Source organism: Streptomyces bottropensis ATCC 25435 (assembly GCF_000383595.1).
Taxonomy (GTDB): domain Bacteria; phylum Actinomycetota; class Actinomycetes; order Streptomycetales; family Streptomycetaceae; genus Streptomyces; species Streptomyces bottropensis.
The window spans coordinates 3,102,690-3,119,901 of record NZ_KB911581.1 but is presented as its reverse complement, the minus strand read 5'-3'; the positions used below and the strand labels follow the sequence as shown (position 1 = coordinate 3,119,901).

The window sequence follows — 17,212 nt, the reverse complement described above, 5'->3', positions numbered from 1 at the left end:
GGTAAGGGAACGGTAAAGCGGCCTGAATCGTTCACCACGCATGACCGCTATGACCCCCGGCTCGAACATCCCGCTGCCCGTCACCCGCGTCGCGGTGGACGTCTCCGCCCCCGTGCGGCTCGACGTATCGGGCCTGCTGCTCACCGCCGACGGCAAGGTGCGCTCGGACGACGACTTCATCTTCTACAACCAGCCGTCCGGCCCGGGCGTGACGTACCGCTCCGGCGGCGGCGCGACACCCGACTCGATCACGGTGGACACCTCGGCCGTGCCCCCGGGCATCGAGAAGATCGTCGTCACGGCCAGCCCGGACGCGGCGGGCCAGTCCTTCCAGGGCGTCGAACCGACGGCGACGATCCGCGACGCGGCGAACGGCTCCGTGATCTCCACGTTCACCCCGCCCCAGCTGGGCACGGAGACCGCCCTGGTGATCGTCGAGATCTATCTGCGCAACGGCGCGTGGAAGGCCCGCGCGGTCGGCCAGGGATACGCGAACGGTCTCGCGGGCATCGCGACGGACTTCGGGGTCACGGTGGAGGAGCCCGCCCCCGCCGCCCGGCCGGCCCCGGTCGCTCAGCCGACCCCCGCTCAGCCCGCCCCGGCGATGCGGCCCCCGGCGGCCCCGCCCGCCCCCGCCATGGACCCGCGGGTCACGGCGCCCCCGGTGCCCCCCGCCCCGCCGGCGGCGCCCCCGGCCCCCACCCCGGGCGCCGGGAAGATCAACCTGGACAAGGGCCGCGTCAGCCTCCAGAAGAACCAGACGGTCTCCCTGGTCAAGGGCGGCAGCCCGCTGCTCTCCCAGGTCAAGATGGGCCTCGGCTGGGAGCCGGCGTACCGGGGCAAGGACATCGACCTCGACGCGTCCGTCATCGCGTACGGCCCGCAGCGCAACCACATCGACAGCTGCTACTTCGGCAAGCTGTCGATCGTGAACGGCGCGATCAAGCACTCCGGTGACAACCTCACCGGCGAGGGCGGCGGGGACGACGAGGTCATCGTGGTCGACCTCGGACAGCTTCCCCAGGACGTCACCGGGCTGGTCTTCACCGTCAACTCCTTCTCCGGCCAGAAGTTCACGGAGGTCGCCAAGGCCTACTGCCGGCTGCTCGACGCCGCGACCGGCGAGGAGCTGGTCCGCTTCGACCTGACCAGCGCCGAGGCCCAGACCGGCGTGATGATGGCCAAGCTGATCAAGCAGTTCACCGGCGAGTGGGAGATGACCGCGATGGGCGACTTCGTGAAGTCCCGCACGGTCAGGGGGATGGTGAAGCCGGCGGCGCAGGCCCTCTGAGGGTCCGCTCACGTGACGCCGGGCGCCCCGCACGAGGCAAGGGTGCCCGGCCGACCGAGCGAGCCCAGGGCCGAGCCCCTGTTCCCTACTGGATCACTCCGCTGTACGCGTTCAGCGCGGGCTGGCCGCCGAGGTGGGCGTACAGCACGGTGGACTGCGGGTCGATCTCGCCGCGTTCGATCAGGTCGATCAGGCCGGCCATCGACTTGCCCTCGTACACGGGGTCGGTGACCATGCCCTCGGTGCGGGCGGCGAGCTGCATGGCGACGAGGGTGGCGTCGTCCGGGACCCCGTAGATCCCGGCGTGGTAGCGCTCGTCCAGCTCGACGTCGGCGACGGTCAGCTCCCGCTCGACGCCGATGAGTTTCCCGGTGTTCTGGGCGATGCGGGCGATCTGCTCCCGCGTGGGCTCCGGCTTGGCCGAGGCGTCGATGCCGATCACCCGGCGTGGCCTGGCGCCGGCCTCCTCCAGCGCGGCGAAGCCGGCGACCATCCCGGCCTGGGTCGAGCCGGTCACCGAGCACACGATCACCGTGTCGAAGAAGACGCCCAACTCCCGCTCCTGCTCGGCGACTTCGTACGCCCAGCCGGCGAAGCCGAGACCGCCGAGGGGGTGGTCGGAGGCACCGGCCGGGATGGCGTACGGCTTGCCGCCGCCCTCCTCGACCTCCCTGAGCGCCAGCTCCCAGCTCTCCTTGAAACCGATACCGAAGCCGGCCCGGACGAGCCGTACGTCGGCACCCGCCAGCCTGCTGATCAGGATGTTGCCGACCTTGTCGTACACCGCGTCCGGCCAGTCGACCCAGCTCTCCTGCACGAGCACGCACTTGAGCCCGGCGCGGGCCGCGACGGCGGCGACCTGGCGGGTGTGGTTGGACTGCACGCCGCCGATGGAGACGAGGGTGTCGCAGCCCTGGGCGATCGCGTCGGCGACGAGGTACTCCAGCTTGCGGGTCTTGTTGCCGCCGTACGCGATGCCGGAGTTGCAGTCCTCGCGCTTGGCCCAGACGGAGGCTCCGCCGAGGTGTGCGGTCAGCCGCTCCAGCGGGTGGACCGGCGAGGGCCCGAAGAGGAGGGGGTAGCGCTCGAAGGACGAGAGGGACACGGGTTCTCCCGGGTGGGATGGGGCGGAGCCGGACGGGCGAGGCGGGGTGCGTCGGGGTGGGGCGGGGTGGGGGTTGAGTGGGGCGGGACCGGTCGGGTCAGTGATCCGCTCGGCGCACGGGCGCGTCGCCGGGTTCGGGGGCGGGCTGGTGGGTGGGCTCGCGGGTGGACTCGTGGGTGGGCGGGCGCGCGGATGCGGCGCCGCCCGCGCCCTCCGCGGACTCCGGCCCCGACCCCTCACCCGACGCCGCGACCGGCTTCGTGACCGGCTCTTCTTCCGGCTCGGCGCTACGACCGGCGTCCCGATCGGCATCGGGCTCGGCGTCCGGCTCGTCGGCGAGTGCGGCCAGGCCGCGCCAGATCTCCGCCGTGACGCGGACCGCCTCGTCCGTGTCACCGGCCGCGCAGGCCGCGATCAGCCGCTCGTGCAGTCCGGCCGAGCGGCAGTTGCCGCCCTCGCCGAAGCGCCGTCGCTCCAGCCGGCGGATGAGCGGGGTGTAGCGGGCGACGGTGGCGGCGGCCGCGCGGTTGCCGCTCACCCGGACGAGCACGTCGTGCAGTGCGTCGTCGGCGACCAGGGCCGCGTCGACGTCGCCGGTGCGGACGGCCGCCGCGAACCGCTCGTTGGCCGAGCGCATCATCTCGACGTCCGCCGCGAACAGCCGGGGCACGGCGGTCCGGGCGACCAGCTCGTGCATGGCCCCGACCACGGCGGCGGCGTCCCGCACATCGGAGGCGACGACGGCCGTGACCCGGGTGTAGCTCTGCGGCTTGCTCTCCAGCAGCCCTTCGTCCACCAGCCGGGAGAACGCCTCCCGCACCGGCGCCCGGGACAGTCCGAGCAGCTCCGCGAACTCGGCGTCCCGCACCACCGCGCCCGGCTCGATCTCTCCGGCCACGATGGCGTCCCGGATGGCTTGGTAGGCGCGGTCCCTCAGCAGGGTGCGCGCGACGGGTCGTATGGCCTCCATGAACTGAAATGTTAGATGCCAGTACGACCCCGAACAAGAGTGTGGCCCGTGTCCCCACTGGGACACGGGCCACACTCACCCCCCGTTCTCGTGCTCCGCCGGTCCGCGGACCGGCGTCACTCGACCGCCCACGGCCACTCGGCGTTCCGGGCCCCCTCCAGCAGCGGCACCATGCGGAAGGCCGCGTCGGAGAGGCCGCCGAAGGTGTGGCGGTTCGCCGTGCCGGAGGGGCCGTGGCCCGCCCGGTACCCGGCGAGGTTCCAGGTGTAGACGGGCACCTGGGCCGGGATCTGCTCGGTCGGGTCGCCGTAGTGGCTGTAGCCGGCCTGCTCGTCGGTGACGATCAGCACCCGGTCGTGCCGGCGGTAGTGGCGGCGGACGGCCTCGGTGGTGTCGGTGCCGCCGAGGTCGCCGAACCGGCCGATGATCTTCAGCACGGACTCGCCCTCGCCGAACTTCACCACCCTGCTCGTGCTCCCGAACTCGACGAGGTCCGCGTCCGCCGCCCGCAGCGCGAGCGCCGTACCGAAGATCGCGGCCGCGTCGGCGTAGGTGAGCGACGAGCGGTCGGTCAGCCGGGAGCAGAACATCGAGCCCGAGCGGTCGACCAGGACCAGGGTCCGGCCGGGCAGCGCGGGCACGTTGGCCAGCGAGTGACCGAGCGCCTGCTCCAGCGGGTACGCCCAGCGCAGCGAGGGCGCGTGGCGGTACGCCGAGAGGTAGCGGAACGGGAACTGCCGCGACCGCGCGACCTCCGCCGGGTCGCTGATCCGAGCCGCCACCCGGGCCGCGACCTCGTCCGAGACGCCCGCCTCGTCGAAGTTGCGCAGGTTCCGGGTCAGCGCCATGGCGCCCATGGACGGAATGACGGCCTCCCAGGCCGCCTTGTCCATCGGCCCCTGCAGCCAGCCCGCCAGCGCCTCCCAGGTGATGCCCGCGTCCGCGAGACGCTGGGCACCGCCCGCCCCGGTCACGACCCTGCGCCGCTTGGCGGGCCGCAGCTCCATGAGGTCACGGTGCGCGGCGAGCATGGGCAGCGACCTGGGCACGACGGCCGTGTCCGGGTTGTGGCGCCGGTCGAGGGCGTACTGGAACAGGTCCCCCTGCCACGGCTTGTCCGGGTCCGGCGCCGCGTGCACCAGGTTCAGGATGTCGCCGAAGCGGTAGCCCTTGGACGCGGTGTCGTACTTCAGCAGCGCCTTGGGGCTGTAGAGCCGTCGTACGGCGTCGGCGACGCCCCGCTTCACCGGCTTGGGGAGGGTACGGCCGTACCGGGAGGTCCAGTAGGCGAGCAGTTCGCCGGGCTCGTCGGGGCGCCGCAGCACGGAGGCGACCACCTGGCGGTTGGTGGGCCCGTCGCTGACGCCCGCGTCGAGCCGAGCCTTCACGTACTCGGCGGCGCCCACGAGGGAGGCCGTACGGAGGTTGCCCTCGCCGCGCAGCCAGCCGAGCAGGCCGGCCGTCCACGCCGGGTCGGTGACGGCGAGCCGGCGCACCAGCGCGGCGAACCGGTCGTCCCGGTCCTCACCGCTCTCGTAGAAGGTCTTCTGCGCGACGAAGTTGGCGATCGACAGCAGAAAGAGCTCGGAGCGCTCGTCCCGCTCGCGTCCGCGACCGCCCTCGTACGTACGGAGCACACGGCCCGTGGAGGTGACACGGGAGGTGGGCTGGGCCTTGCCGGCCTTCGTGTTGAATCGCGCCATGATGAACTCCCCCGAATTCCCCGGCACATCACACTTCGTGCGTGGAATCCCTGTTCCTGAATTCTGAATTCTGGTTCGGGGGAGGCACGGCAGATGGAGGGTGCCCGAGGTCGAAGTCGGCGGCGGTGCTTATAACTGGCGCGTCTTCCCTTCCGCCACACCGACCAGGAGTCGATGACGGGATTCGAACCCGCACGAGGATCTCTCCCCACCAGTTCCCGAAGTATCCGCTGCCTGCGCACCGGGCACCCACCATCTGCCGCGCCTCCCGAGATCGGATCGCACCGGGAGGTGCGTGAAGCTTTGGGTGTCCAGAGATCGAAGCCGGCGGAACCGACGTAGGTGCTCTAACCCCTGAGCTACACCGGCGTGTTGGTACCGGTGGCGGGACTCGAACCCGCGGCCGCCCCATTATGAGTGGAAGTAGGTCCTGCCTTCGCACCTGGACAGCATCACTCTAGGAGGCGTACCACGGGCCGGGCCAATGAATTAACCACCGCTTCCCGCTATCGCTTCTGCCGCTTCCAGGGACCTGTGATCGCGAGCAGAATGCCCGGCGTCTGGATGTTGGCGTACAGGGTCTTTCCGTCGGGTGAGAAGGTGACGCCGGCGAACTCGCTGTACTCCGGCTCCTCCTCGGTGCCGATGTTCAGGTCGTTGCGCGCGATCGGGTACGTACGGCCGCTGTCGGTGGCGCCGAACAGATGCGAGATCCCCTCGCCGTCCTCGGCGAGGACGATGCCGCCGTACGGGGAGACGGTGATGTTGTCGGGGCCGTCGAGGGCGCCGTCGACGGACGGATCGGGGTTGACGCCGAGCAGGACCTTCAGGGTCAGGGTGCGGCGCTTGGGGTCGTAGAACCAGACCTGGCCGTCGTGCTGGACGGGGCTCTCCGAACGGGCGTAGGAGGAGACGACGTAGGTGCCGCCGTCGCCCCACCACATGCCCTCCAGCTTGCGGGCGCGGGTGATCTCGGTGTCGGCGAACTGCTTGCGCACGGCGACGGTTCTGGCGTCCCGGTCGGGCACGTCGACCCAGTCGACGCCGTACACCGTGCCGATGCGCGTGGCGCGGGACAGGTCGTCGACGAAGCGGCCGCCGGAGTCGTAGCACCGGGGTGCCTGGAGGACGCCCGCGTCGTCGGCGAGCGTGCGGAACCTGCCGGGGCCGTACTCGAATCCCTTGGGCGGGGTCCAGCGGAAGAAGAGGCCGTTGGGGGAGGCCGCGTCCTCGGTGAGGTAGGCGTGGCCGCGCCTGGGGTCGATGACGACGGCCTCGTGGTCGTAGCGGCCGAAGAACTTCAGCGGCTTCGGGGCGCGGTTGGCGCGGCGGTCGCAGGGGTCGACCTCGAAGACGTAGCCGTGGTCCTTGGTCATGCCGTTGACGCCGGCCCGGTCGGAGTTCTCCTCACAGGTGAGCCAGGTGCCCCACGGGGTGCTGCCGCCCGCGCAGTTGGTGGACGTGCCCGCGATGCCGACCCACTCGGCGACCCGGCCGTCGGGCCGCACCTCCACCACCGTGCAACCGCCGGCCGCCGCCGGGTCGTACACGAGCCCTTCGGTGAGCGGCACCGGGAACTCCCAGTTGGCCCGGGGTCCCTTCAGCTCGTGGTTGTTGACGAGGAGGGTGGTGCCGCGGGGGCCGGGGAAGGCGGCGGTGCCGTCGTGCTTGCCGGGGGTGAACTCGCCCGACTCCAGCTTGGTCCTGCCGCTGTACGTGAGGATCCGGTACTTGAATCCGGCGGGCAGCGCGAGGATGCCCTGGGGGTCGGGCAGGAGGGGGCCGTAGCCGAGTCGGTCCGCCCCGTTCCCGGATTTTTCGAGGCCGGCCTCCGAGCCCGGGTCGGTGTCGGTCGCCGCGAGGGCGTTCGGCGCGGTGGCGAGCGCGCCCACGCTGCCGGCCAGCGCGACGCCGGCTCCGGTGACCGCGGATCGTCTGGCGAAGTCCCTGCGGGTGAGCGGCATGCTGTCTCCTGGGTGGCGGTGGAGGACCGTGGGGGCGGACCCGAGGTGTCGCGCCACGGTGGCGCCCGCGCCTGAACACGGCCTGAACACGGAGAGAAGGACGCCCCCCGTCTTCGATGAACCACCAAGGGTCCGCACCCCTCCACCCCGCTCGCGCCTCACAGCTCGAACATCCGGCCCACGGACGACTACCGGCTCCGGCGGGGCTTCTCGCACAGTCCCCCACGCCCGCGAGGGGACCGCGAGGGGACCGCGAGGGGACCGCGAGGGGACCGCGAGGGGACCGCGAGGGGACCGCGAGGGGACCGCGAGGGGGAAAAGCACGGGGCGCAGCCCCTGCTTTTCAGGGGCGCGGGGAACTGCGCGAGAAGCCCCACCGGAGCCGCACCCACCCACGCACAGGGCACACCCCCTGCCCTTCAGGGGCGCGAGGAACTGCGCGACCAGCCCCCACCCACCCGCACCCACCAACGCGCCCGCACCCCCGAGCTACGCGCCCCCGAACTACTGCGCCCCAGCCCCCGGCCCCATCTGCGACCGCGCCTTGAACGCCGCCTTACGCGCCTCCTTCGCCACCCTCTTGTCGGGATGGATCCGCCCCATCGCCTCAAGAACGTCGGGCGTGGCCGGATGATCAACCCGCCACGCCGCCGCGAAGAACGAACCGTGCTGCGCGGCCAGCCCCTCCACCAGCGCCCGCAGCTCCGCGGAGTTCCCCTCGGCCGCCAACTGCGCGGCAACCGTGTCGATGGTCAGCCAGAAGACCATCGCCTCGGACGGCACGGGCACGTCGACCGCCCCGTTCTCGGTCAGCCACACCCGGGCGAGCCCGCCCAGCTCGGGGTCGTCCAGCACCTCCCGCAGGGCCGGCTCGGCCACGCCCCCCACGAGGGACAGGGCCTGCTGACAGCGCAGCCGCCGCAGCGGCGCGCCGGCGTCGGCGCCCCGCGCGGCGGCGAGCAGCTCGCGCGCCGCGGAAGCCGGCTCCCGGCGGGCGAGCCACTGCTCGGTCTCGGCCTGCGCCGCCGCCGGCGGAAACCCGGCGGTGCCGTCGAGCAGCGCGTCCGCGCCCTTGTCGACGAGGTCCCCGACCGCGGGAGCCGGCACGCCCGCCTCCTGGAGCCGGGCCCGCATCCCGTACAGCCCGAGCGGGGTGAGCCGGACCATGCCGTACCGCGTGACATCGGTGTCGTCGACGGCGGACGCACCGCCCGGCCCTTCGCCGGCGGCGACCTCCTCCGCGTCCGTCATCAGCGCCTCGTCGACCGGCTGGTACTCCACCAGCCCGATCGGCTCCAGCACCCGGAACTGGTCGTCCAGCCGCATCATCGCGTCCGAGACCTGTTCCAGCACGTCGTTGGTGGGCTCCCCCATGTCGTCGGGGACGATCATCGAGGCGGCGAGGGCGGGCAGCGGCACGGGCCCGTCGGGGCCGTCCTCGCTGACGGTGAGGAGATACAGGTTGCCGAGCACCCCGTCGAGGAACTCCGCCTCGGCCTCGGGGTCCCAGTCCAGCTCGGAGAAGTCGATCGCGCCGCCGGTCTCCATCGCGTCGACGAGGCCGTCGAGGTCGGGCACGCTCGCGTCGGCGAGGACGGTCTCCAGGGCGGTGAGCCAGATGCCGAGCACGTCCTGCGGCCCGCCGCCGGTGAGCAGGGCGAGCTCCTCGCCCACGGTGACCGCCCCCTCCGCCCCTCCCCGCGGCCCCTCGGGTCCGTCGGGTCCATCGGGTCCATCGGGTCCGTCGGGTCCGTCGGGTCCGTCGGGTCCGTCGGGTCCGTCGGGGTTCACGATCTCGACGAGGCCGGTGTCCACGGCCACCCGCCAGGCCTCACTGGCCGAGGCCGCCGCGTCGCCGTCGTCGACGCCCGCCCCGGTGAGCCCGAGCGCCTCGGCGGCGGCGGGCAGTTGCTCGTCGACGAGTTCGCCCCCGGTGCCCACGCGCGTGTCGGGCCCGGCCCAGCGGGCGAGCCGCACGGCACGCGTGAGCAGCGGTGTGGCGAGCGCCTCCCGCGCCAGCTCCGCTTCGGGGAGGAGCCGCACCGGCGGCAGTGGCGAGCTGTCTGACATCGGTGGGGATCTCCTCGGGAACGGGTGCTGACGAACGGGTGCTGACGAACTACTACCGAGCGATGCGGCGCCCCCGGCGAGGGGGCTTTCCGTAGGCGATACGCGTACGGCTACGCAGCCGCTCAGCCTAGACGGATTTGGACCCATGCCGCCCGGTTCATGTACCTGCCAGGAGTTGGACATGGCTGAAACCTTGACAACTGACCTGAGCAAGCAGGAGATTGACGCGCGTAGAAACTCGCGGGTAGCTCCGGGACGATTCCGGGGCCTCCCACAGGCACGACCGTCGGAGTTCATCGGGTCCGCCGGGTTCTACGCGCGTCGCACCGCCCCACCGGTCGCAGGCCACCCCCGTCCACTCTCGTCCCGGCGCCCACGTACGTCCCCGGAGGGATCCCCTTGCCGAGCAAGAGAACCGCGCGCATCGGCGCGCTGACCGTCGCCACCATCTGCTCCACGGTGTCCGCCGTGGTCCTGACCTCGCCCGCCGAGGCGGACTCGCTACGCATCCACGACATCCAGGGCACCACCCGGACGTCCCCGCTCACCGGCCAGCAGGTCGCCGGGGTCCAGGGCATCGTCACGGGCGTGCGCACCTACGGCTCGCGCGGCTTCTGGATCCAGGACCCCGAGGCGGACTCCAACCCCGCCACGAGCGAGGGCGTCTTCGTCTTCACCAGCTCCCGGCCGACGGTCTCGGTGGGCGACGCGGTGACGGTCGCCGGCACGGTCGGCGAGTTCATACCGGGCGGCACTTCGTCCGGAAACCAGTCCGTGACGCAGATCTCCCGCCCGACGATCACGGTCGTCTCCACGGGCAACGCCGTCCCGGCCGCGAAGGTCATCGACACCAAGTCCGTGCCGAAGAAGTACGCCCCGGCCGGCGACCCCGCCGCCGCCGGCTCGATCAAGGGCCTCAAGCTCGCCCCGGCCACGTACGCCCTGGACTACTACGAGTCCCTGGAGGGCATGAACGTCCAGGTCGCCGACACGCGCGTGGTCGGCGCCAGCGACCCGTTCACCGAGCTGTGGGTCACGGTGAAGCCCCGGGAGAACGACAACCGCCGTGGTGGCGCGCTGTACGACTCCTACACCTCGCAGAACACCGGCCGGCTGCAGATCCAGTCGCTGGGCGCGGTCGCCGACTTCCCGAAGGCGAACGTCGGTGACGTCCTCAAGGGCACGACGGCCGGCCCGTTGGACTACAACCAGTTCGGCGGCTACACGCTCGTCGCCAACCGCATCGGCACGCTCAAGCAGGGCGGTCTGGAGCGCGAGACGACCGCCAAGCAGGCGCGCGGCGAGCTCGCGGTGGCGACGTACAACGTCGAGAACCTGGACCCCTCGGACGCCTCCTTCGCGGACCACGCGGCCGCGATCGTGCACCACCTGCAGTCGCCCGACATCCTGGCCCTGGAGGAGATCCAGGACAACAACGGCGCCACCAACGACGGTACGGTCGCCGCCGACAAGACCGTGAAGAAGCTGATCGACGCGATCACGGCAGCCGGCGGTCCGGCGTACGACTGGCGCTCCATCGACCCGGTGAACCTCGCGGACGGCGGTGAGCCCGGCGGCAACATCCGCCAGGTCTTCCTGTTCAACCCCGCGCGGGTCTCCTTCACCGACCGCGCGGGCGGCGACGCCACGACCGCCGCCGGCGTGACGAAGGCGGACGGCGAGGCGCGGCTGACGGTGTCCCCCGGCCGGATCGACCCGGCGAACGCCGCCTGGACGAACAGCCGCAAGCCGCTCGTCGGCGAGTTCTCCTTCCGCGGCAAGCCCGTCTTCGTGATCGCGAACCACTTCGCGTCCAAGGGCGGGGACCAGGCGCTGCACTCGGAGTTCCAGCCGCCGAAGCGCAGCTCGGAGACCCAGCGCCACCTGCAGGCGACGGCCGTGAACACCTTCGTCAAGCAGGTGCTGGCGAAGGACAAGAAGGCCTCCGTCATCGCCCTCGGCGACATCAACGACTTCGAGTTCTCGGACACCGCCGAGCTGCTGGAGAAGGACGGCGTCCTGTGGTCGGCGATCAAGTCGCTGCCGAAGCGGGAGCGTTACTCGTACGTCTTCCAGGGCAACGCCCAGGTCCTCGACCAGATCCTGGTCAGCCGCTCGGTCCGGCGCGCCACCGGGTTCACGTACGACAGTGTGCACATCAACTCGGAGTTCAACGACCAGATCAGCGACCACGACCCGCAGGTGGTGCGGTTCGAGCCGTAGGCCGTGCACCACGGTCATGACCGGTCATGACAATTCATGATCGACCATGACCCGGTCGTGGCCGTCCGTGCCGCTCAGGGCTGGCTGAACACGCCGTTCAGCCAGCCCTGCCACGCGTTCTCGTCCGTACCGGCGTCGGCGCCCGGCGCGAAGTCGTGGACACTCATGCCCACCCGGTAGCCCCAGTGGTTGCGGCCGAAGAAGCGGATGAGGGCGTCGTCGGTGCGCAGGCCGATGAAGTACGGGTCGCGGTAGTCGACCACGGCGTCGAGGAGCTGCCCGTCGGGGCCCTTGACCTGGACCCGGGCCTCCTCGGCCGTGTCGTCCGCGAGACCGAGCGCCCGTCCGACGGTGGTGAGCGCGTCGGGGGCCCCGGCCGTCTCCGGCGCGTCGAAGGTGGCGAACGCGGTGACCGTACGGCCCCTGAAGCGCGTCAGATACTGGCGCAGGGTGTGCAGGTAGAAGCCGGTGTGCTTGGCGGCGCCGTCGTACTGGTTGTCCCAGTCGTCGACGAAGATGCCGCTGTGCACGTACCGCACCCAGGCCCGCTTGCCGTCGTCGCGCGGTTCGATCGTGTAGTCCAGCTGGTTGCGGGTCTGTTCGGAGATGCCCTCGACGTCCTCGACCCGGTTGGTGTACCGGTGCGGCGGGTCCCAGGCGGTGACCTCGGAGCCGAACGGCCCCCTGCCGCCGACGCGCGGCTCGGGCGCCTCCATGGGCCACAGCCACCCGCCCGTCCCGGCGGTGACGGCCTCCCACACCTCCTCGGGGGTGGCGTCGACCTCGAACTCCCGGGCGATCTCGAATTCCTTGGACATGACGTGCTCCTCAACGGGTCTCACAGGCCGGGCAGTTCGGTCCGGTCGGGCAGTTCGGGCTGGCTGGGCAGTTCGGTCCGGTCGGGCTGCTTGCGCAGTTCGGTCTGCTTGGGCAGTTCGGTCTGCTTGGGCCGGTCGAAGGGTTCGGGCCGGTCAGGCCGGTCGTCGAGGCGGTCGGCCCCCTCGGACCCGTCGGGCGGGGCCGCTGCCTCGGCTCCCTGCGGCCTGAGCGTCGGGTGGACCGCGACGACGATCCGGTGCCCCCGGCCGGCCGCGGCGTCGGGCGCGTCGTACTTGCGCAGGAGCGCGCTCACCCCGGCCGTCAGCTCCTGGACGAACGCGGCCCGGTCGGCGGCCGAGGCGAAGGTGACCTCCCCGTCGAGCGCGTAGGTCGCGAGCCCCTTGCGGGCCCTGGCCGCGCCCGTGACGAGCGATCCGACGTCCCGGACCAGCCGGGCGCCGAGCGCCAGCAGCCAGCGCGCGGAGAGCTGGTCCCGGAAGCGGTCCGGATCGGGCTGCACGGCGGCGAGCGCGAGCGGTGAGATCACGTACGACGCGGCGGTCGCCCGCATCAGCCGCTCGGTGACATTGCCCTTGCGGCGCTCCCCCGCAAGCTCGACCAGACCGTGCCGCTCCAGCGCCTTGAGGTGGTAGTTCACCTTCTGGCGCGGCAGCCCGACCTTCCCGGCCAGCATGGCGGCCGAGGCGGGCCCGGCCGCCAGCTCGGCCAGCAGCCGGGCACGTATCGGATCCAGCGAGACCGCCGCTGCCTCGGGATCCTCGATCACGGTGACGTCCAACATGACCCCACCGTCTCACCGAAAACTTTTTTTGTCCAGGACATCAGAGTGTTCGGTGAGAGGCGTGGCGGAGTCAGTCCGGGAGGAGGCCGAGGGCGTACTCGTAGCGCTTGACCGTGCTGGTCCTCAGTCCGGGCCAGGTCTGCACGCGCCGCCAGAGCGCCGAGGGCGAGCCGACTCCGTCGCCGGGCGACGCGAGGGCGTCGATGTGGTGCCGCGCGCTCTCCCACTCGGCGTAGTTGAGGACGCGGGTGCCGTCGGTGGCGAGGTGGAAGTGGGCGGAGATACCGCCGGGGTGCGGATGCGGCTCGGCCGCCAGAGCCTCTTCGACGGCGTCCACCCAGGCCCGCTGCCGCGCCGGGTCCGGCCCCTCGAACTCGACGTCGACGATCACGACGCACCCCGGCGTCCGGGCGACACGGTCGCCGCCCCCCGTGAGACTGCGGTACCGCCGGTAGCGCCCGAGCCCCACCCGCTCGATCCCGGGCACGGCGGTGTCGATGGCGTCGTTGCGCTCCTGCCGGCGCGTCCGCGCGAAGGCCTCGTACGCCTGCTCGTCGGCCCACTGGGAGTAGTGCAGCAGGCCGGAGCCGTCCTCCGCCGTGTAGACGAAGTAGCCCAGCAGTCCGTCGGTGGGCCAGGGGCGGCGCTGCCAGGTGTCGGCGACGGCCTCCACGGTCAGCCGCTGCCGCTCGGGCGTACCCACCTGCCAGGTACTGAAGAAGGGTGCCCCGGCATCGGGGCGGTCGAGGACGGGATGGAGGTCCGTACGACGGGTCATGCCGCTCTCCCATGATCGGTGCTCGGTGTGTGTGCACCGACCACCTTTCAACCTCAACCAGGATTCAGGTCAACTCCGCGATTCGGGCCCCTGTTTCGGGAGACCCGCCCGTTCATGGACGAGAAGCGGCCCGAGGCCGAGCGGGTGGGGAAGGAACCGGATTCCGGGGCGAAGGACGGGACGGAGACCGGGGCGGAGGCGGAGGAGCGGACCGGCGTGGACGGCCCCACCGGGCTGCCGAAACGTTCGTGGTGGGCGGTGGTGCGGCGCACGGCCAAGGAGTTCCAGGACGACGAACTGTCCGACCGGGCGGCGGCGTTGACGTACTACGGCGTCCTGTCGCTGTTCCCCGCCATCCTGGTGCTGGTGTCGATGCTCGGTGTCGTCGGACAGCGCGCGACCGACAAGATCCTGGACAACATCGGCGATCTGGCGCCCGGCCCGGCGCGGGACATCCTGCGGGACGCGGTCGTCCAGTTGAGCGACAGCGGCGGTACGGGCAGCCTGCTGGCGATCGTCGGCCTGCTCGCGGCCGTGTGGTCGGCGTCGGGGTACGTGGCCGCGTTCATCCGTACGTCCAACGCCGTGTACGACCTGCCGGAGGGCCGCCCGGTGTGGAAGGTGACGCCGCTGCGGATCGCCCTGACCCTGGTGCTGATGCTGATGCTGGCGGTGAGCGCGTTGATCGTGGTGTTCACCGGCCCGCTGGCCGAGCGCGCGGGGACGACGATCGGGCTCGGCGACGCGGCGATCGCGGTGTGGAACATCGCGAAATGGCCGGTGCTGCTGGTGCTGGTGACGCTGATGATCGCCCTGCTGTACTGGGCCGCGCCCAACGTCCGTGGCCGGGGCTTCCGTTGGGTCAGCCCCGGTGGCATCGTCGCCACGCTGATCTGGCTCGCCGCGTCCGCCGGCTTCGCGGTCTACGCCGCCAACTTCGGCTCGTACAACAAGACCTACGGCACCCTCGCCGGCGCCGTCGTCTTCCTCATCTGGCTCTGGCTCACCAACCTCGCGATCCTGCTGGGCCTCGAATTCGACGCGGAACTCTCCCGCGAACTCGCCATCACCGAGGGCCGCGCCCCCACCGAGGAGCCCTACGTCGAACCCCGGGACACCCGCACATGGCCTCCCCGGCTACGGGCCCTGCGGGAGGCACGCGCCCGGACCGCCACCACCGCGACCGGCCGCGACCCGATGACGAAGGGCTGAGCGCGGCGACGGGACCCCGGGCGGAGAGACGTGCCCGCAACCGCGGCCGGGGACCGGCCGCGGGCGGGTGCGCGGGGCGGCCGGGCACCGGAGGTGAGGCCTCGCGTACGACGGCTCCGCGCCGGACTTCCCCGCCCGTCCGGCACCAAGCAGGTCGCCCGGCACGGCGAAGATCATGCGCGGGAGGGCCTTCGATCGAGGCCGACACCACCCGCGGAGGTCTGCCGCAGCCGTTGTCGTCGTGGAGCTGAGGTCGAGGTACCGGCAGGGCGATCTCGTGATCGGCAGGATCGGCAGGATCGGCAGACCGTACCGCGCAAGAAGTCGTGGAGGCGCTCGACGGTGCCGCCACTGTGCCACGAGTCGGCCCTGCGGGCAGGGTGAGTCGGGTGGGCGGGAGGCGAACGCCGTGCCCCGCCTAGCGGTAGTGCCGCCAGACCAGCACCCCCACCGCGGCCACGGCGACACTCGCGCCGCCCACGATCAGCATCCCCCGGGGCACCCTCTCCCACGCCGACTGGGCCTTGGCCTTCACATCGGCCTGGGCCGCGTGCACCCTCGCCTTCACGTCCGCCTTGGCGGCCAGTTCCTCGACCGTGTCGCCGAGCTGTGCCCGGGTCTCCTCGATCTGTCGCCGGAGTTCGTCGGGGCCCTTGGCGCCGACTGAACCATCGGTCCTGCTCGATGCCTGCGTCATCGTCGCGCCCTCCCCTTGATCTCGTCCACGTCCGCCTTGACGCTGTCCAGCGCCCGCTCGGGCTTGGGCGGGGTGGCCCGGCGCAGCTGTGCGCGCCCGAGTGCGGCCAGCACGCCCGCGATCACGAACAGCACGCCCATGACGATGAGCGCGGCGGCCCAGACGTCCAGCACCAGGGAGAGTGCTGCGACGCCGGCGGCGGCGAGGGTCATGAATCCCACGTAGGCGACCGCGCCGGCCGCGCCGAGCAGCCCGCCGCCGCGTCCCGCGCGCCGCCCCTTCTCGGCCAGCTCCTCCTTGGCGAGGGCGACCTCCTGTCGTACGAGCAGGGAGAGCTGTTCGGTGGCCTGCCCGACCAGCTCGCCCACGGAGTGGTGGTCGTGTTCGCCCGGCCCCGGACGTTCGGATCGCGCAGAGCGCACGAATCGCGTGGGCCTGGTCTCGGTGGTCCCGGTCACGGTGTCGCCTCCTCACACATCGGGACACGCCGAGTACCCGTCCCGGCCCGCGCTACCCCTGCGACATCGCTTCGACCTCGGACGTCACCCGCATCCACCTGCCCCGGCCTCGCACACGGCTCCCTACTCCGTCCTCGTAGCAGAACTTCCATACATTCCGTAGGAGAATTAAGTGGAGCTTCACAATGAGGCACCCGAGACTACCCCTATGACCCTCACCCACCGCCCCGCCCCCACTCCCTTCGGCCGTGCCCTGTGCGCGATGATCACGCCCTTCACCCCCTCCGGCGCACTGGACCTGGACGGAGCCCAGCGGCTGGCCGACCATCTGGTGGCCGAGGGGTGCGACGGACTGGTGCTCTCCGGTACGACGGGTGAGTCGCCGACGACCACGGACGCGGAGAAGGCGGAGCTGATCCGGGCCGTGCGCGCGGCGGTCGGCGACCGGACCGTGATCGTGGCCGGGGTGGGCACCGCCGACACCCGGCACACCGTGGAACTGGCGCTGGCGGCCGAGAAGGCGGGCGCGGACGGCCTGCTGGCGGTCACGCCGTACTACAGCACGCCCCCACAGGACGCGGTCGAGGCCCACTTCCGCGCACTCGCCGACGCCTCCGGGCTGCCCGTCGCGCTGTACGACATCCCCGGCCGCACCGGCACCCGCATCGAACCGGAGACGATGATCCGGCTGGCCGGCCACCCGAGGATCGTGGCGGTGAAGGACTGCGCGTACGACCTCCTCGGCACCCAGAAGGTGCTGGCGCGGACGGAGTTGGCGTACTACACGGGCTGCGACGAGTACGTGCTCGCGCTGTACGCGATCGGCGGGTCGGGTTACGTCAGCACGGTCGCGAACGCGGCCCCCCGCCACGTCCGGGCGGTCATCGACGCGTTCGACGCGGGTGACACCGCCGAGGCGGCCCGGCTCCAGCGACGCACCATCGCCCTCACCGAACTGATGATGGCCTCGGGCCTGCCCGGCACGGTCACGGCGAAGGCGCTCCTGGCCCGGCTGGGTCTGCCCGCGGGTCCGGTCCGCGCACCACTGCGGCCCGCCGGTCAGGAGGTGACCGACGGGCTGCTGAGGGCGTACGAACGCCTGGTGGCCGCCTGAAAGGGT

The 17,212-nt window shown here is 71.9% G+C and carries 13 protein-coding genes and 1 pseudogene; 4 read left to right on the top strand and 10 right to left on the bottom strand.

Translation table 11 applies throughout. The features are described 5' to 3' along the window. The first annotated feature begins 49 nt into the window (after positions 1 to 49). Entirely contained in the window at positions 50 to 1,291 is a 1,242-nt protein-coding gene (locus STRBO_RS0113695) for a TerD family protein (RefSeq protein ID WP_005477827.1), read from the top strand. Between the two features lie 85 nt (positions 1,292 to 1,376). Here the strand turns inward: STRBO_RS0113695 and STRBO_RS0113690 are convergent, their stop codons facing one another. The 5 genes from STRBO_RS0113690 to STRBO_RS0113665 form a co-directional block, all read right to left on the bottom strand. Further along, complete coding sequence (locus tag STRBO_RS0113690) at positions 1,377 to 2,396, bottom strand: 1-aminocyclopropane-1-carboxylate deaminase (protein WP_005477830.1); 1,020 nt, start codon at positions 2,394 to 2,396, stop codon at positions 1,377 to 1,379. A gap of 97 nt (positions 2,397 to 2,493) precedes the next feature. Then, positions 2,494 to 3,366: a GntR family transcriptional regulator gene (locus STRBO_RS0113685; protein ID WP_005477832.1), complete on the bottom strand. Its 873-nt coding sequence runs from the start codon at positions 3,364 to 3,366 to the stop codon at positions 2,494 to 2,496. A 116-nt stretch (positions 3,367 to 3,482) separates the two neighbouring features. Next, positions 3,483 to 5,069 carry a TROVE domain-containing protein gene (locus STRBO_RS0113680; protein ID WP_005477833.1) on the bottom strand — a complete coding sequence of 529 codons (1,587 nt, stop codon included), beginning with the start codon at positions 5,067 to 5,069 and terminating at the stop codon, positions 3,483 to 3,485. Positions 5,070 to 5,575: 506 nt separating this feature from the next. After that, positions 5,576 to 7,033, bottom strand: a complete 1,458-nt coding sequence (locus tag STRBO_RS0113670) for an alkaline phosphatase PhoX (protein ID WP_005477834.1) — start codon at positions 7,031 to 7,033, stop codon at positions 5,576 to 5,578. A 504-nt stretch (positions 7,034 to 7,537) separates the two neighbouring features. Beyond that, positions 7,538 to 9,103 carry a hypothetical protein gene (locus STRBO_RS0113665; protein WP_020114321.1) on the bottom strand — a complete coding sequence of 522 codons (1,566 nt, stop codon included), beginning with the start codon at positions 9,101 to 9,103 and terminating at the stop codon, positions 7,538 to 7,540. A 399-nt stretch (positions 9,104 to 9,502) separates the two neighbouring features. On the opposite strand from STRBO_RS0113665, the gene STRBO_RS0113660 reads away from it, so the two are divergent. Continuing rightward, the gene (locus STRBO_RS0113660) at positions 9,503 to 11,326 is read left to right on the top strand and encodes an endonuclease/exonuclease/phosphatase family protein (RefSeq protein WP_005477837.1); all 1,824 of its coding nucleotides are present in this window, start codon (positions 9,503 to 9,505) and stop codon (positions 11,324 to 11,326) included. 74 nt (positions 11,327 to 11,400) lie between these two features. On the opposite strand, the gene STRBO_RS0113655 is transcribed toward STRBO_RS0113660, so the two are convergent. The 3 genes from STRBO_RS0113655 to STRBO_RS0113645 form a co-directional block, all read right to left on the bottom strand. Further along, positions 11,401 to 12,144 (bottom strand): SRPBCC family protein, encoded by a 744-nt coding sequence (locus tag STRBO_RS0113655; protein ID WP_020114320.1) that lies wholly within the window; start codon positions 12,142 to 12,144, stop codon positions 11,401 to 11,403. A 20-nt stretch (positions 12,145 to 12,164) separates the two neighbouring features. Further along, positions 12,165 to 12,947, bottom strand: coding sequence for an ArsR/SmtB family transcription factor (locus STRBO_RS0113650; RefSeq protein ID WP_005477845.1), 783 nt, complete (start codon positions 12,945 to 12,947; stop codon positions 12,165 to 12,167). A gap of 70 nt (positions 12,948 to 13,017) precedes the next feature. Beyond that, on the bottom strand, positions 13,018 to 13,725 hold the full coding sequence (locus STRBO_RS0113645; RefSeq protein ID WP_005477860.1) for an antibiotic biosynthesis monooxygenase: 708 nt from the start codon (positions 13,723 to 13,725) through the stop codon (positions 13,018 to 13,020). Positions 13,726 to 13,839: 114 nt separating this feature from the next. On the opposite strand from STRBO_RS0113645, the gene STRBO_RS0113640 reads away from it, so the two are divergent. Next, positions 13,840 to 14,937, top strand: a complete 1,098-nt coding sequence (locus STRBO_RS0113640) for a YihY/virulence factor BrkB family protein (RefSeq protein ID WP_005477862.1) — start codon at positions 13,840 to 13,842, stop codon at positions 14,935 to 14,937. 520 nt (positions 14,938 to 15,457) lie between these two features. Here the strand turns inward: STRBO_RS0113640 and STRBO_RS45635 are convergent. Both STRBO_RS45635 and STRBO_RS0113630 read right to left on the bottom strand, forming a co-directional pair. Then, positions 15,458 to 15,634: pseudogene (locus STRBO_RS45635) on the bottom strand (DUF3618 domain-containing protein); the annotation flags it as partial. Beyond that, positions 15,631 to 16,092, bottom strand: coding sequence for a phage holin family protein (locus STRBO_RS0113630; RefSeq protein WP_005477865.1), 462 nt, complete (start codon positions 16,090 to 16,092; stop codon positions 15,631 to 15,633). The gene STRBO_RS0113630 and the pseudogene STRBO_RS45635, both read right to left, overlap by 4 nt. Before the next feature lie 208 nt (positions 16,093 to 16,300). Here STRBO_RS0113630 and dapA point away from each other — a divergent pair, with 208 nt between their 5' ends. Further along, the gene (gene dapA, locus STRBO_RS0113625; RefSeq protein WP_005477869.1) at positions 16,301 to 17,206 is read left to right on the top strand and encodes a 4-hydroxy-tetrahydrodipicolinate synthase; all 906 of its coding nucleotides are present in this window, start codon (positions 16,301 to 16,303) and stop codon (positions 17,204 to 17,206) included. The last annotated feature ends 6 nt before the right edge of the window (positions 17,207 to 17,212 follow it).

Excerpts from the sequence above, each read along its gene's own strand:
- STRBO_RS0113640 (WP_005477862.1), top strand. The coding sequence starts at position 13,840 with ATGGACGAGAAGCGGCCCGAGGCCGAGCGGGTGGGGAAGGAACCGGAT.
- STRBO_RS0113650 (WP_005477845.1), bottom strand. The coding sequence starts at position 12,947 with ATGTTGGACGTCACCGTGATCGAGGATCCCGAGGCAGCGGCGGTCTCG.
- STRBO_RS0113665 (WP_020114321.1), bottom strand. The coding sequence starts at position 9,103 with ATGTCAGACAGCTCGCCACTGCCGCCGGTGCGGCTCCTCCCCGAAGCG.
- STRBO_RS0113680 (WP_005477833.1), bottom strand. The coding sequence starts at position 5,069 with ATGGCGCGATTCAACACGAAGGCCGGCAAGGCCCAGCCCACCTCCCGT.
- dapA (WP_005477869.1), top strand. The coding sequence starts at position 16,301 with ATGACCCTCACCCACCGCCCCGCCCCCACTCCCTTCGGCCGTGCCCTG.
- STRBO_RS0113645 (WP_005477860.1), bottom strand. The coding sequence starts at position 13,725 with ATGACCCGTCGTACGGACCTCCATCCCGTCCTCGACCGCCCCGATGCC.
- STRBO_RS0113655 (WP_020114320.1), bottom strand. The coding sequence starts at position 12,144 with ATGTCCAAGGAATTCGAGATCGCCCGGGAGTTCGAGGTCGACGCCACC.
- STRBO_RS0113670 (WP_005477834.1), bottom strand. The coding sequence starts at position 7,033 with ATGCCGCTCACCCGCAGGGACTTCGCCAGACGATCCGCGGTCACCGGA.
- STRBO_RS0113695 (WP_005477827.1), top strand. The coding sequence starts at position 50 with ATGACCCCCGGCTCGAACATCCCGCTGCCCGTCACCCGCGTCGCGGTG.
- STRBO_RS0113685 (WP_005477832.1), bottom strand. The coding sequence starts at position 3,366 with ATGGAGGCCATACGACCCGTCGCGCGCACCCTGCTGAGGGACCGCGCC.